This is a genomic window from Nocardia sp. NPDC057668, assembly GCF_042799795.1.
GTDB lineage: Bacteria > Actinomycetota > Actinomycetes > Mycobacteriales > Mycobacteriaceae > Nocardia.
In genome coordinates this window covers 1,017,407-1,029,911 of the sequence record NZ_JBHVIC010000002.1, presented here as the reverse complement: position 1 = coordinate 1,029,911, position 12,505 = coordinate 1,017,407, and the positions used below count along the sequence as shown (strand labels likewise).

The following is a 12,505-nucleotide window of genomic DNA, read 5'->3' as shown; positions in this document are numbered from 1 at the left end:
TTCCACAGTTCGAAGATTCAGGTGCGTCGAACTGACGCCTGATGTACATTCTGAAATGCATCGTTTTCACAGCTTGCTGTGTCGGTGAAGAAAGGCAGTTCGTTGAGCAATCCCTTCGATGATGAGAACGCTCAGTTCTATGTTTTGGTGAACGAGGAGGCCCAGCACTCGCTGTGGCCGGTCTTCGCCGCCATTCCGAGCGGATGGACCATCGCCTTCGGACCCGCACGGCGCGCGGACTCCCTGGAATACGTGGAGTCGCACTGGACCGACATGCGGCCGGCCTCGCTCGTCGAAGCGATGTCGGAATCCGAATAACAACGATTGAAAGGAGACGTCATGGAAGGCGTCGACATCACCGCCGTGCTGGCTCAGATCCTGACGTTCCTCGGAACGGGCTCGAAAATCGGGTACGACCCGAAGCTGGCCTGATCCAGTCCCCCTCTAGAACCTCTGTGCTGTAAAGGAATAACCACATGGACCTCGGAAGCGCCGGCTTCACCAGCCTCCTGCAGGCTATCGCCCACCTGATCAGCTCGGGCTCGGATCTGTCCGTCACCCCGGGCACCCCGCCCGTGACCCCGCCCGTCGTCTAGGCCTCGTCATGACCGGCAGTGCTGTAGACAATTTCCTCGGCGTACTGGCGAAGATGCTGGGTACCGGCTCTACGTTCGAGATCCCGCCGATCACCTTCCCCGCGAACTAGTCGTTCGCGCCGGTCCGATCCCGCGCTCGGGCCGAACCGTCGGGTCAAAGCTTCCAGCCGCCAGGGCATTCCGCCCTGGCGGCTAGGTTCGTTGGCGGGTGACGCCCCGATTTCCCTGGGTAACCGGACGATTCGGACATGGCAATGCGTCCGTCGCCGAAAATTGTTGCGGCGAATCGCCGCAACTCTCGGACAATGTGCAACTCGCCCAGCGCGCTTACTTAGGGGGCGAATGATTGGCAAATATATTGAAGTGGTAGTTGAGCTGTAACCACCGCGAAAGTGCTTGTAGGCGCTGCGGTGTATCTCTTCGCGCACTCGCTGGCCGTTAGCTACGAAGTGGGAAGGAAGAGCAGTGGGGATGAACAGCATGAGCCACGACGAAATGCTCGAGCCGAGCGCCGTAGGTCTGTACTGGGACCGCGACGGTGACATCTGGCAGCGCGAGGACGCCGGTTGGCGACTGATTCTGCAAAGCGGCGTTGCCGTGGACCCGATCTCACTCTGGGATTGGGATAATGGACATGTGTGCGATTACGCGCCCTTCACTCCCGTGTCGGTACTCGCGGCCACTTGAGTTTCCCGGATCGCGGCGCCGCCTGATCGGCTCGAGCCGATCAGGCGGGCGTCACCGCGGCCTCAGGCCCGCCGGCCCGGCACCGCGCCGAAGAGGGTGACCTCCATGAGCCGAATCACGCGCTCCTGCGGGCACACTCGCTGATCGTCGCCGAAGACCCGCCCCAGATCGACCACCAGGCCGAATCCGGCGTGCACCAGGATCCTGGCCTCGCCGTCGGACAGTTCGGGCCGGACCGCCACCAGCAGGCGCACCCATTCGGCCACGATGAGCCGCTGGACGTTGCGCAGCATGGTGCGCTCCTCGGCCGAGACGTGCCCGAACTCCGCGTAGTAGACGAAGGTCAGCTCGCGCTCGGCGAAGGAACCCGCGACGTAGAGGTCCACGAGTTTGGTCAGCGCCTCGGCGGGCCCGGCCGAGGAGGCCACCGCGGGGCCGATGGCGCCGGACACCCGATCGGCCGCGCGCCGGAACGCCGCGGCCAGCAGATCGCCCTTGCTGCGGTAGTAGCGGTACACCGCCGAGGCCGCGGACAGATCGGCCGCCGAGGCGATGTCCTCCACGCTCACATTCGGATAACCCCGCTGGTGGAAGAGCTCGACCGCCTTCTTCAGCAGCAGTTCGTGCTTGAACGACTGTGGAATCTCGGTCGCGCGCGGCGCGCTGGTGGTGATGCCGGGCGGCGGCAGTTCCGCGGTCACCAGGGACAGCGCCGTCGAATGCAGCAGCGCGCTCAGCGGTTTCACCGGCAGCGCGGCGTGATGATCCCCGATGCTGCTGACCACGCTGAAGACCGCGACCGCCCGGACCGCGCAGTCGGCGTCGTCGAGATCGGGCCGGATGTCGGCGATGAGCCCGCGCAGGGTGGCCAGCGCCGCGGCGAACTGCTCGGCCAGCGTCCGATGATCGGTCTCGTCGAGGTAGCGCTGTTCCCAGCGCACCAGCGTGACGGTGGCGCGGTTGCCGACGGTTTCGGCGATGACCCGGTCCAGTACGACGCTCAGGCGTTCGAGCGGGGTCAGCTCGCCGGTGTCCGGCGGCGGGGTGACCGAATCGACGGTGAGTTGCCCGAGCCGCAGCAACTCCTCGCGGAACAGCGCGTACTTGCTCGGATAGTGCCGATACAGCGCGGCGGAGGAGATCCCCAGGCGTGCGGCGATGTCCTCCATGCTGACCCCGTGATAGCCGAGCGAGCCGAAGGCGGCCGCCGAGGTGGCGGCGATCTGGGCACGCCGATTCTTCGGGCGGCGGCGAATAACGCGCTGCTCCTCGACATTCATATCGGCAATGGTAGTCACCAGGTCTTTTGCAGCCCTGCCGGGTTCGGCCCGGCGGCTCCGCCGTGGCCCGCTCGGCAGCGAAAGACCAAGGCGCTCACCCGAATCGAGCCGCCGGATTCGAGTATTCGCAGCGTTTCCTTCGCGGCCGGGCCCCCGGATCCCCTAGGCTGCCCAGAGATCCGAGCAGAGCAGAACGGAGCCGGCATGCGCACGGTCGATGTTGAGCGCACCCTCCGAGCCCCCCTGCCCGACGTTTTCGACTGGATGACCGACGCCACCAATTTCCAGCGCGTCCCGATGTGCCGCCGCGTCACCCTGGTCCGTCCCGGCAACACCAACGGTCACGGCGTCGGCGCGGTGCGTCTCATAGTCACCCCCCTCATCCGTCTCACCGAGGAGATAGTCGAGTACAACCCACCCGAACTCGTGCGCTACCGGCTCCTGAAATCGGTTCCGCCCCTGCGACATCAGGAAGGCTTCATCGCTTTCAAGGCCGTCCCGCACGGCACCCAGGTCCGCTGGTTCTCGACCTTCGAGATAGCGTCGCCGATCCTGCCCGGCCTCTGGACCGCGATGTTCCTGCCGGTCATCCGCACGGGCTTCCACATGGTCCTGCGCACGGCCGAGAGCGAACTCCGCGGTATCTGAGCCGGGCCGGCCGTGTGCGGCGGCACGGAGCGTTCCGGTGTTCTGCTTCAGCGCATTTCGCGGCGACGCGGGTGGACGCCGCCTATGGCCGCAGCGCGGCCGAGGCCATGCGGCGCAGGATCGGCCGCGCGCGGGTCGCCGGCGGCGCGCTGTGCGGGGTGGAGTTCATCAGGCCGAAGGTGGCGTGGGCCTGGACGCGTGCGGTCGCCTCGGGCAGATCGGGGTGCAGGTCGCGCAGAACGGCGACCCAGACCTCGACGTACTGGCGCTGGGTGCGGCGTACCTGGCGGCGCGCGCCCTCGGGCAGATTCTCGAGATCGCGATCCTGGATGCGGATCAGCTCGGGCTCCCCGAGGGTGAAGTCGAGGTGGAAGTCGATGAGGGCGTCCAGGGCCGCGGCGGGGGAGTCCGCTGCCGCCGACACCGCGCGGCCGCCCTCCAGCAGGCGCTGACTGATGCCGACCAGGAGTTCGACGAGCAGGGCCTCCTTGTTGGGGAAGTGCCGATAGACCGCCGGTCCGCTGATACCGGCCGCCGCGCCCAGATCGTCGAGCCGCATGCCGAGGAACCCGCGATCCGCGATCAGGCGGGCGCCCGCCTCCAGCAATTGCTGCCTGCGCTGTGCCTTGAGCTGTTCGCGACGCGTCGGGGCGACGGTATCGCTGCTGGTCACCGCTGCTCCCTTCGCCGGTCCTGGACAACTCAGTTAGTGAAGATTATCTTATTTTCGAGTTAGTGGGGATTAACCGAGCGTCAGGATCAACCCCGTGGAGAGGTACAGCGCATGACGGTCACCGAACAAGTGCGGACCGGTAATCGGGCCGCGCATCTCGCGCTGGTGCGAGAACTGCGGGAACGGCTGGCGGTCAGCGCGCTGGGCGGACCCGAGAAGTCCCGTGAACGCCACCTGGCCCGCGGCAAGCTGCTGCCCCGCCAGCGCGTGGACCAGCTGCTGGATCCGGGATCGCCCTTCCTGGAGCTCTCGCCGCTCGCGGCCAACGGTCTCTACGACGACGAATGCCCGGGTGCGGGCGTCATCGGCGGCATCGGCCGCGTCGCCGGGCGCGAATGCGTGATCATCGCCAACGACGCCACGGTCAAGGGCGGCACCTACTACCCGATGACGGTGAAGAAGCACCTGCGCGCGCAGGAGATCGCGCTGCAGAACAACCTGCCGTGCATCTACCTGGTCGACTCCGGCGGCGCGTTCCTGCCCCGCCAGGACGAGGTCTTCCCCGACCGCGAGCACTTCGGCCGCATCTTCTTCAACCAGGCGAACATGAGCGCCAAGGGCATCGCGCAGATCTCGGCGGTCATGGGTTCGTGCACCGCGGGCGGCGCGTACGTCCCGGCCATGAGCGACGAGACCGTCATCGTGCGAGATCAGGCCACCATCTTCCTGGGCGGCCCGCCGCTGGTGAAGGCCGCCACCGGCGAGGTCGTCACCGCGGAGGAACTCGGCGGCGGTGATCTGCACGCGCGCACCTCCGGCGTGGTCGACCATCTGGCGGACAGCGATCAGGACGCGCTGCGCATCGTGCGCAACATCATCGCCACCCTGGGCCCGAAGACCCCCGTGCCGTGGGACGTGGCGCCCACCGTGGATCCCATCGCACCCCAGGACGAGCTGTACGACGTCGTGCCGGTGGACCTGCGCACCCCGTACGACGTGCGCGAGGTCATCACCCGCGTGGTCGACGGCGGCGAATTCACCGAATTCAAAGCCGAATACGGCCGCACCCTGGTCACCGGCTTCGCGCGCATCCACGGCCATCCGGTCGGCATCGTCGCCAACAACGGCGTGCTGTTCGCCGAATCCGCCATGAAGGGCGCGCATTTCATCGAACTGTGCGACCAGCGCAAGATCCCGCTGCTGTTCCTGCAGAACATCACCGGCTTCATGGTCGGCCGCGACTACGAGGCCGGCGGCATCGCCAAGCACGGCGCGAAGATGGTCACCGCCGTCGCGTGCGCGCGTGTGCCGAAGCTGACCGTGGTCATCGGCGGCTCCTACGGAGCGGGCAACTACTCCATGTGCGGGCGCGCGTATTCCCCGCGCTTCCTGTGGATGTGGCCCAACGCCCGCATCTCGGTGATGGGCGGCGAGCAGGCCGCCTCCGTGCTGGCCACCGTGCGCGGCGACCAGCTCGACGGCAACGGAAAGCCCTGGTCGGAGGCGGATCAGGAGGCCTTCAAGGCCCCCATCCGCGATCAGTACGAGGCACAGGGCAATCCCTACTACTCCACCGCGCGCCTCTGGGACGACGGCGTCATCGACCCCGCGGATACCAGAACCATTGTCGGCCTGGCGCTTTCGGCGTGTGCACAAGCACCGCTGGAAGACGTCTCCTACGGCGTCTTCCGGATGTGATCGAGATGATGAACAAAGCCCATCCCGTCGGGTTCGACACGGTGCTGGTCGCCAATCGCGGCGAGATCGCGGTCCGCGTCATTCGCACGCTGCGCACCATGGGAATTCGCTCGGTCGCGGTGTACAGCGACGCCGACGCCGATGCCCGCCACGTGCACGAGGCCGACGTGGCCGTGCGCCTGGGCCCGGCCGCGGCCCGCGAGTCGTACCTGGACATCGCCAAGGTCGTCGACGCCGCCGTGCGCTCGGGCGCACAGGGCGTGCACCCCGGATACGGCTTCCTGTCCGAGAATTCGGCCTTCGCGGCCGCGCTGGACGAGGCGGGCATCGCCTTCCTCGGGCCGCCCGCGCGCGCCATCGAGGTCATGGGCGACAAGATCGCCGCCAAGAACGCGGTCGCGGCCTACGGCGTGCCGGTGGTGCCGGGTATCGCCCGCCCGGGCCTGACGGACGACGAATTGATCGCCGCCGCAACCGATATCGGCTACCCGGTGCTGGTCAAGCCGTCCGCGGGCGGTGGCGGCAAGGGTATGCGCCGCGTCGACGACCCCGCCCTGCTCCCGGACGCGCTGATCAGCGCCCGCCGCGAAGCCGGGGCGGCCTTCGGTGACGACACCCTGTTCCTGGAGCGATTCGTCAACCGCCCCAGGCATATCGAGGTGCAGATCCTGGCCGACGAGTTCGGCCACGTGCTGCACCTGGGCGAACGCGAATGCAGTCTGCAGCGCCGCCACCAGAAGGTGATCGAGGAGGCCCCGTCCCCGCTGCTGGACGCCGAGACCCGGGCCCGCATCGGAGCGGCCGCCTGCAATACCGCGCGCAGCGTGGACTACGTGGGCGCGGGCACCGTCGAATTCATCGTCTCCGCCGACAATCCCGGTGAGTTCTTCTTCATGGAGATGAACACCCGCCTGCAGGTGGAGCACCCGGTCACCGAACTCGTCACCGGCGTGGACCTGGTGGAATGCCAGGTTCGGATCGCCGCCGGGCAGAAGCTGTCCGTGCAGCAGTCCGACATCCGCCTCACCGGCCACGCCGTCGAGGCGCGGGTGTACGCCGAGGATCCGGGCCGCGGCTTCCTGCCCACCGGCGGCACCGTGCTGGACCTGTCCGAACCCGAAGGCGATGGCGTCCGGGTGGATTCGGGCCTGCGCGTGGGCACGGTGGTCGGCACCGATTACGACCCCATGCTTTCCAAGGTCATCGCGTACGCCCCCGATCGCACCCGGGCGCTGGCGAAACTCGATACCGCGCTGCGGAATACCCGAATCATGGGTGTTCGCGCCAATATCGACTTCCTGCGCTTCCTGATCGCCGACCCCGATGTCCGCGCCGGACATCTGGACACCGGTCTCCTGGACCGCCGCGCGGGCGACTTCACGCCCGCCCCGGTCACCGACGAGCAGTTCATCGCCGCGGCCGTCCGGCTGTGGCTGCGGCGCTGGCCGAGCACCCCGGGCGACCTGTGGGCGACCCCGACCGGCTGGCGGGTCGGCGCACCCGCGCCCACCACCTTCCGGCTGGTCGGCGGCGATCGCACCGAACACGTGCACCTCACCGGCGCCCCCGGCGACGCGCAGGTGTGGCTGGAGGACGGTGCGAAGCGTTCCCTCACCGCCACCTCGACGGACGGCGAGGTGATCCTCACCCTGGACGGTCTGCGCACCCGGGTCGGCGTCGCCGCGCTGGACGAACAGCTCTGGGTCGCCGACGCCACCGGCGTCGCGCTGCTGCGCGAGGTCGCCGAGGCCGATATCCGCAGTGCCGGCGCGCATGTGGGCGATGCCGAGATCACCAGCCCCATGCCCGGATCGGTCATCGCCACCCCGGTCGCCACCGGTGACGAGGTCGCGGCCGGAACCGCCGTCGTCGTGGTCGAAGCCATGAAGATGGAGCACGCGCTCACCGCCCCGGTCGCGGGGCGCGTCGAACTTCTCGTCGCACCGGGTGCGCAGGTCCGCCTGGATCAGCCGCTCGCCCGCATCATCACCGCCGAAAACCAGGAGCACACGCCCTCATGACCGACTTCCTGTCCACCGGCACGCTGCCGGACGAGTACCGCGAACTGGCCCTCACCGTGCGCGATTTCGCCAACCAGGTGGTGGCGCCGGTCGCCGCGAAGCACGATGCCGAGCACAGCTTCCCGTACGAAGTGATCGCGGGCATGGCGGACATGGGCCTGTTCGGCCTGCCGTTCCCGGAGGAATTCGGCGGCATGGGCGGCGACTACTTCGCCCTGTGCCTGGCGCTCGAGGAACTCGGCAAGGTCGACCAGAGCGTGGCCATCACCCTGGAAGCCGGTGTCTCACTGGGCGCCATGCCGATCTACCGCTTCGGCAACGAGAAGCAGCAGCGGGAATGGCTGCCGCAGTTGACCTCCGGTCGCGCCCTGGCCGCTTTCGGCCTGACCGAGCCCGGCGCGGGCAGCGACGCGGGCGGCACCCGCACCACCGCGGTGCTGGACGGCGACACCTGGGTCATCAACGGCAGCAAGCAGTTCATCACCAACTCCGGCACCGACATCACCCGCCTGGTGACCGTCACCGCCGTCACCGGAACCACCGACGGCAAGAAGCAGATCTCCACCATCCTGGTCCCCACGGACACACCGGGATTCGTCGCCGAGCCCGCCTACAACAAGGTTGGCTGGAACGCCTCGGACACCCATCCGCTGAGCTTCACCGACGTCCGGGTACCCGCGGAGAACCTACTCGGCGAGCAGGGGCGCGGCTACGCCAACTTCCTGCGGATCCTGGACGAGGGCCGCATCGCCATCGCCGCGCTCTCGGTCGGCGCGGCCCAGGGCTGCGTGGACGAGAGCGTCAAGTACGCGAAGGAGCGCGAGGCGTTCGGCCGGCCGATCGGCAGCAACCAGGCCATCGCCTTCAAGATCGCCCGCATGGAGGTGCGCGCCCATATGGCCCGCACCGCCTACTACGACGCGGCCGCACTCATGCTCTCGGGCAAGCCGTTCAAGAAGCAGGCGTCCATCGCCAAACTCGTCGCCAGCGAAGCCGCCATGGACAACGCCCGCGACGCCACCCAGATCTTCGGCGGCTACGGTTTCATGAACGACTACGCTGTGGCGCGGCACTATCGCGACAGCAAGATCCTGGAAATCGGTGAGGGCACCACGGAGGTGCAGTTGATGCTGATCGGGCGGGAGCTGGGCCTGTGACCGACAACGGGACCCGGCGGCGAGTCGTGCAGCGCGGATTGTGGTTCGAGGAATTCGAACTCGGCGTGGTGTACGAGCACCGGCCCGGGCGCACCATCACCGAGGCGGACAACGTCCTGTTCACCACGCTGACCATGAACACCCAGGCGCTGCATCTGGACGCGGCCTTCGCCGAGACCCAGGAGCCGTTCAACCAGCGCCTGGTGAACTCGATGTTCACGCTCTCGACCCTGGTCGGACTCTCCGTCGCGCAGCTCACCCAGGGCACCATCGTCGCCAATCTCGGATTCTCCGACATCGCATTCCCGAAGCCGCTGTTCCACGGTGACACGCTGTACGCGGAAACCGAGATCGCGGACCTGCGGGAGTCCAAGAGCAGGCCCGGGGAGGGCATCGTGACATTCGCGCACACCGGACGCAATCAACACGGGGACGTGGTGGCTACCGCCCATCGCAAGACGCTCGTGCGAAAGCGGCCGGCATGAGCTGGGACATGCCGGGACCGGCGTGGCTGTTCTGTCCCGCCGACCGGCCCGAGCGCTACGGCAAGGCCCTGGCCGCGGCCGATGTGGTGATCATCGACCTGGAGGACGGGGTCGCCGACATCGACAAGGCGGCCGCCCGCACCGCGCTCATCGAGCACCCGCAGGACCCCGAACGTACCGTTGTCCGGGTGAACGCGGCGGGCACGCTCGAGCACATGCTCGACCTGGATGCGCTGGCGCGCACCGACTATCGGCGCATCATGCTGCCCAAATGCGAATCGGCCGAACAGATCACCCAACTCGGGGACCACGAGGTCATCGCGCTGATCGAATCCCCGCTGGGAGCCATGGCGGTGGGACGAGCGCTCATGGCGCGCAACGCCATCGGCGTGATGTGGGGCGCGGAGGATCTCATCGCGGCGCTGGGCGGCAACGCATCGCGGCACGCGGACGGGAGCTACCGGGATGTGTGCCGGCACGTGCGCTCGCAATCGCTGCTGGCGGCCAAGGCGTACGGCAAACTCGCGCTCGATTCGGTGTACCTGGACATCCCGGATCTGGACGGGCTGGCAGCGGAAGCACAGGACGCGATCGCCATCGGTTTCGATGCCAAGGTCGCCATTCATCCGAGTCAGATACCGGTCATCCGCCGCGCGTACGCGCCCGCGCCCGCCGAGGTCGACTGGGCGCGCAGGCTACTGGCGGAAGTGCCGAATCAGCCCGGGGTCTTCACCTTCGAAGGCCGCATGGTGGACATGCCGGTCATCCGGCAGGCCGAGCGGATCGTGCAGCGGGCGCAGACCGCCGAATCCGCGTCGTAGGCAGCGCAGCGTAGGAGGATTGACGGTGGAACCACAGTGGGTGCCGAGCACGGCGGATATCGCCGGTGCGCGGGTCACCGATTTCGCGGATTTCGTGCGGCGGCGAACCGGGGTACAGGCGCCGGACTATCGATCGCTGTGGCAGTGGTCGGTCGCCGATCTGCCCGGTTTCTGGGGTGCGCTCTGGGACTACTTCGACGTCGGCGAGCGCGGGGACGAAGTGCTCGAATCGGCGGAAATGCCCGGCGCGCGGTGGTTTCCGGGCACCGAGCTGAACTACGCCGATCACGTGCTGCGCCGGGCGCGCACCGATCGCCCGGCCATCCTCGGAGTGGACGAGGACGGCAGCGTCACCGAACTGTCCTGGGCCGACATGATCGGTGCGACAGCGGCTTTCGCGGCGGTATTGCGTGCGCACGACGTGGCGGCCGGGGATCGCGTCGCGGGCTATCTGCCGAACATCCCGGAAGCGGTCATCGCGTTCCTCGCCACCGCGAGCATCGGTGCGGTGTGGAGCGCGTGCGGGCAGGACTACTCCGCCCAGGCCGCGCTGGATCGGCTCGGGCAGCTGGAACCGAAGGTGCTGATCACCGCGGACGGGTATCGATTCGGCGGGAAGACGCACGACAAGACCGCCGACATCGCGGCGCTGCGCGCGGGATTGCCGTCCCTGGCCGCCACGGTGGTGGTGTCGCGGTTCGGCGGAAACGTGCCGGATGCGCTGTCCTGGGCGGACATCGAGCGCGCGGGGGATTCGGCGACGCTGGTCGCCGAACCCGTCGCCTTCGATCATCCGCTGTGGGTGCTGTTCTCCTCCGGCACCACCGGCAAGCCCAAGGGCATCGTGCACGGGCACGGCGGAGTCGTGCTCGAGCATCTGAAAGCGGTTGCGCTGCAGTCGGATATCGGTCCGGACGATACGTTCTTCTGGTACACCAGCCCGAGCTGGATGATGTGGAACTTCCAGGTCGCCGGACTGCTGGTGGGCGCGACCATCGTCTGCTACGACGGCAGTCCGTCGGCGCCCACCCCGGATGCGCTGTGGGCCATCGCGTCTCGCGTGGGAGCGACCGTCGTCGGCACCAGCCCCGGCTACGTGCTGGCGTGCGCCAAGGCCGGATCGGTGCCCCGCGCTGATCATGATCTGTCCGCGCTGCGCCTGGTCGGCATCACCGGATCATCGCTGCCGCCGTCCTCGTCACTGTGGTTGCGCGACAATGTCGGTGACCGCGTGCCGGTGGCCTCGATCAGCGGTGGCACCGACGTGGTGTCGGCCTTCATCGGTGGCGTACGCACCGTTCCGGTGTGGCCCGGTGAACTCTCCGCGCCGTATCTCGGTGTAGCCCTGGAGGCTTGGGACGAATCCGGCAAACCGGTGCACGGGGAGGTCGGGGAACTGGTGATCACCGCGCCCATGCCGTCCATGCCGGTGGCATTCTGGGACGACGCGGACGGATCCCGCTACCGCGACGCGTATTTCGACATGTACCCCGGCGTCTGGCGGCACGGCGACTGGATCACGCTCACCGAGCACGAGAGCGTCATCGTGCACGGCCGCTCGGATTCCACGCTGAACCGGCACGGCATTCGCATGGGCAGTGCCGACATCTACCAGGCGGTGGAACGACTGCCCGAAATCGCCGAAGCCTTGGTCATCGGCGCGGAACAGCCCGACGGCGGCTACTGGATGCCGCTGTTCGTAACCCTGGCTCCCGGTGCGGAATTCACCGACGAGCTGAAATCTCGCATCAATGCCGCCATTCGCACCGAGGTCTCGCCCCGGCACGTGCCCGATCACATTCTCGAGGCACCGGGCATCCCGCACACGCGCACGGGCAAGAAGCTCGAGGTACCGATCAAGAAGATCTTCCAGGGTGCGGATCCGGCGAAGGTGGTAGCGCCCACCGCGGTGGACGCTCCCGAACTCCTCGACTGGTACGCCACGCTGCGCCCGCCGGCGAAGTAGCCGCCGCGGACTCAGTGCGTACCGGGTAACCGGCGGCGGCCGGTGCAGACCTCCGAGGCCAAATCCTCGTAGCCCACGGCCAATTCGGCGAGGTTCTCCCAGACTATGGCGAGATCCTTGCCGGTGGCGTGTGCCAGTGCGGCATAGGCGCTGGCGGTCAATTGCGCCAGGCGATCGATGACGGCCCCCATGGTTTCGGTGTGCACCCTGGCCGCGCCGTGCGAGGGCGGTAATTGCGCCGTCACCCAGCAGTCGATGACGCGCACCAAATCGGTTCGCATCAGCTCCAATTCGGCTAGATGCTCCGGAAGCGCGGCTAATCGCCGTTCGTGGATCTCGGTGAGATCGTGGGCAGCGCGTAGCACCGGGTGGCCGGGGGAGTGGGTGCCTCGGCAGGCGCGAAGCACCTGGGTCTTGCTCGGAAGTGTGTCCGTCATTGTGACGACTCCTCTACCGCGAACTGCGAATTCCGA

The 12,505-nt window shown here is 67.8% G+C and carries 12 protein-coding genes; 9 read left to right on the top strand and 3 right to left on the bottom strand.

Going from position 1 to position 12,505, the window contains the following annotated elements:
* Window positions 1–102: 102 nt before the first annotated feature.
* Together ACFVBH_RS17310 and ACFVBH_RS17305 are read left to right on the top strand one after the other, a co-directional pair.
* On the top strand, window positions 103–318 hold the full coding sequence (locus ACFVBH_RS17310; protein ID WP_354985897.1) for an MbtH family NRPS accessory protein: 216 nt from the start codon (window positions 103–105) through the stop codon (window positions 316–318).
* Between the two features lie 749 nt (window positions 319–1,067).
* On the top strand, window positions 1,068–1,283 hold the full coding sequence (locus tag ACFVBH_RS17305; RefSeq protein ID WP_354985898.1) for a hypothetical protein: 216 nt from the start codon (window positions 1,068–1,070) through the stop codon (window positions 1,281–1,283).
* 62 nt (window positions 1,284–1,345) lie between these two features.
* Here the strand turns inward: ACFVBH_RS17305 and ACFVBH_RS17300 are convergent, their stop codons facing one another.
* The gene (locus ACFVBH_RS17300) at window positions 1,346–2,563 is read right to left on the bottom strand and encodes a TetR/AcrR family transcriptional regulator (RefSeq protein ID WP_379002430.1); all 1,218 of its coding nucleotides are present in this window, start codon (window positions 2,561–2,563) and stop codon (window positions 1,346–1,348) included.
* Between the two features lie 204 nt (window positions 2,564–2,767).
* Between ACFVBH_RS17300 and ACFVBH_RS17295 the strand changes: the two genes are divergently transcribed.
* On the top strand, window positions 2,768–3,211 hold the full coding sequence (locus ACFVBH_RS17295; protein WP_354985900.1) for an SRPBCC family protein: 444 nt from the start codon (window positions 2,768–2,770) through the stop codon (window positions 3,209–3,211).
* An 82-nt stretch (window positions 3,212–3,293) separates the two neighbouring features.
* Here the strand turns inward: ACFVBH_RS17295 and ACFVBH_RS17290 are convergent, their stop codons facing one another.
* Window positions 3,294–3,884 (bottom strand): TetR/AcrR family transcriptional regulator, encoded by a 591-nt coding sequence (locus ACFVBH_RS17290; protein ID WP_379002427.1) that lies wholly within the window; start codon window positions 3,882–3,884, stop codon window positions 3,294–3,296.
* 111 nt (window positions 3,885–3,995) lie between these two features.
* Here ACFVBH_RS17290 and ACFVBH_RS17285 point away from each other — a divergent pair, with 111 nt between their 5' ends.
* Genes ACFVBH_RS17285 through ACFVBH_RS17260 form a run of 6 tightly spaced genes read left to right on the top strand, consistent with a single transcriptional unit; the run spans window position 3,996 to window position 12,032 of the window.
* Complete coding sequence (locus ACFVBH_RS17285; protein ID WP_354985902.1) at window positions 3,996–5,582, top strand: carboxyl transferase domain-containing protein; 1,587 nt, start codon at window positions 3,996–3,998, stop codon at window positions 5,580–5,582.
* 5 nt (window positions 5,583–5,587) lie between these two features.
* On the top strand, window positions 5,588–7,603 hold the full coding sequence (locus ACFVBH_RS17280) for an acetyl/propionyl/methylcrotonyl-CoA carboxylase subunit alpha (protein ID WP_379002425.1): 2,016 nt from the start codon (window positions 5,588–5,590) through the stop codon (window positions 7,601–7,603).
* Window positions 7,600–8,760, top strand: a complete 1,161-nt coding sequence (locus tag ACFVBH_RS17275) for an acyl-CoA dehydrogenase family protein (protein ID WP_379002422.1) — start codon at window positions 7,600–7,602, stop codon at window positions 8,758–8,760. Before ACFVBH_RS17280 ends, ACFVBH_RS17275 begins: the two co-directional genes overlap by 4 nt.
* A complete protein-coding gene (locus ACFVBH_RS17270) occupies window positions 8,757–9,245 on the top strand; it encodes a MaoC family dehydratase (protein ID WP_354985905.1) in 489 nt (162 codons plus the stop codon). The genes ACFVBH_RS17275 and ACFVBH_RS17270 overlap by 4 nt, the downstream gene beginning before the upstream one ends.
* The gene (locus ACFVBH_RS17265) at window positions 9,242–10,066 is read left to right on the top strand and encodes a CoA ester lyase (protein ID WP_354985906.1); all 825 of its coding nucleotides are present in this window, start codon (window positions 9,242–9,244) and stop codon (window positions 10,064–10,066) included. Before ACFVBH_RS17270 ends, ACFVBH_RS17265 begins: the two co-directional genes overlap by 4 nt.
* A 25-nt stretch (window positions 10,067–10,091) precedes the next feature.
* Window positions 10,092–12,032: an acetoacetate--CoA ligase gene (locus ACFVBH_RS17260; RefSeq protein ID WP_379002418.1), complete on the top strand. Its 1,941-nt coding sequence runs from the start codon at window positions 10,092–10,094 to the stop codon at window positions 12,030–12,032.
* Between the two features lie 11 nt (window positions 12,033–12,043).
* Here ACFVBH_RS17260 and ACFVBH_RS17255 read toward each other — a convergent pair whose 3' ends face one another.
* Window positions 12,044–12,469, bottom strand: a complete 426-nt coding sequence (locus ACFVBH_RS17255; protein WP_354985908.1) for a DUF4254 domain-containing protein — start codon at window positions 12,467–12,469, stop codon at window positions 12,044–12,046.
* Window positions 12,470–12,505 lie beyond the last annotated feature (36 nt).

Excerpts from the sequence above, each read along its gene's own strand:
- ACFVBH_RS17300 (WP_379002430.1), bottom strand. The coding sequence starts at position 2,563 with ATGAATGTCGAGGAGCAGCGCGTTATTCGCCGCCGCCCGAAGAATCGG.
- ACFVBH_RS17295 (WP_354985900.1), top strand. The coding sequence starts at position 2,768 with ATGCGCACGGTCGATGTTGAGCGCACCCTCCGAGCCCCCCTGCCCGAC.
- ACFVBH_RS17285 (WP_354985902.1), top strand. The coding sequence starts at position 3,996 with ATGACGGTCACCGAACAAGTGCGGACCGGTAATCGGGCCGCGCATCTC.
- ACFVBH_RS17305 (WP_354985898.1), top strand. The coding sequence starts at position 1,068 with ATGAACAGCATGAGCCACGACGAAATGCTCGAGCCGAGCGCCGTAGGT.
- ACFVBH_RS17280 (WP_379002425.1), top strand. The coding sequence starts at position 5,588 with ATGATGAACAAAGCCCATCCCGTCGGGTTCGACACGGTGCTGGTCGCC.
- ACFVBH_RS17255 (WP_354985908.1), bottom strand. The coding sequence starts at position 12,469 with ATGACGGACACACTTCCGAGCAAGACCCAGGTGCTTCGCGCCTGCCGA.
- ACFVBH_RS17275 (WP_379002422.1), top strand. The coding sequence starts at position 7,600 with ATGACCGACTTCCTGTCCACCGGCACGCTGCCGGACGAGTACCGCGAA.
- ACFVBH_RS17265 (WP_354985906.1), top strand. The coding sequence starts at position 9,242 with ATGAGCTGGGACATGCCGGGACCGGCGTGGCTGTTCTGTCCCGCCGAC.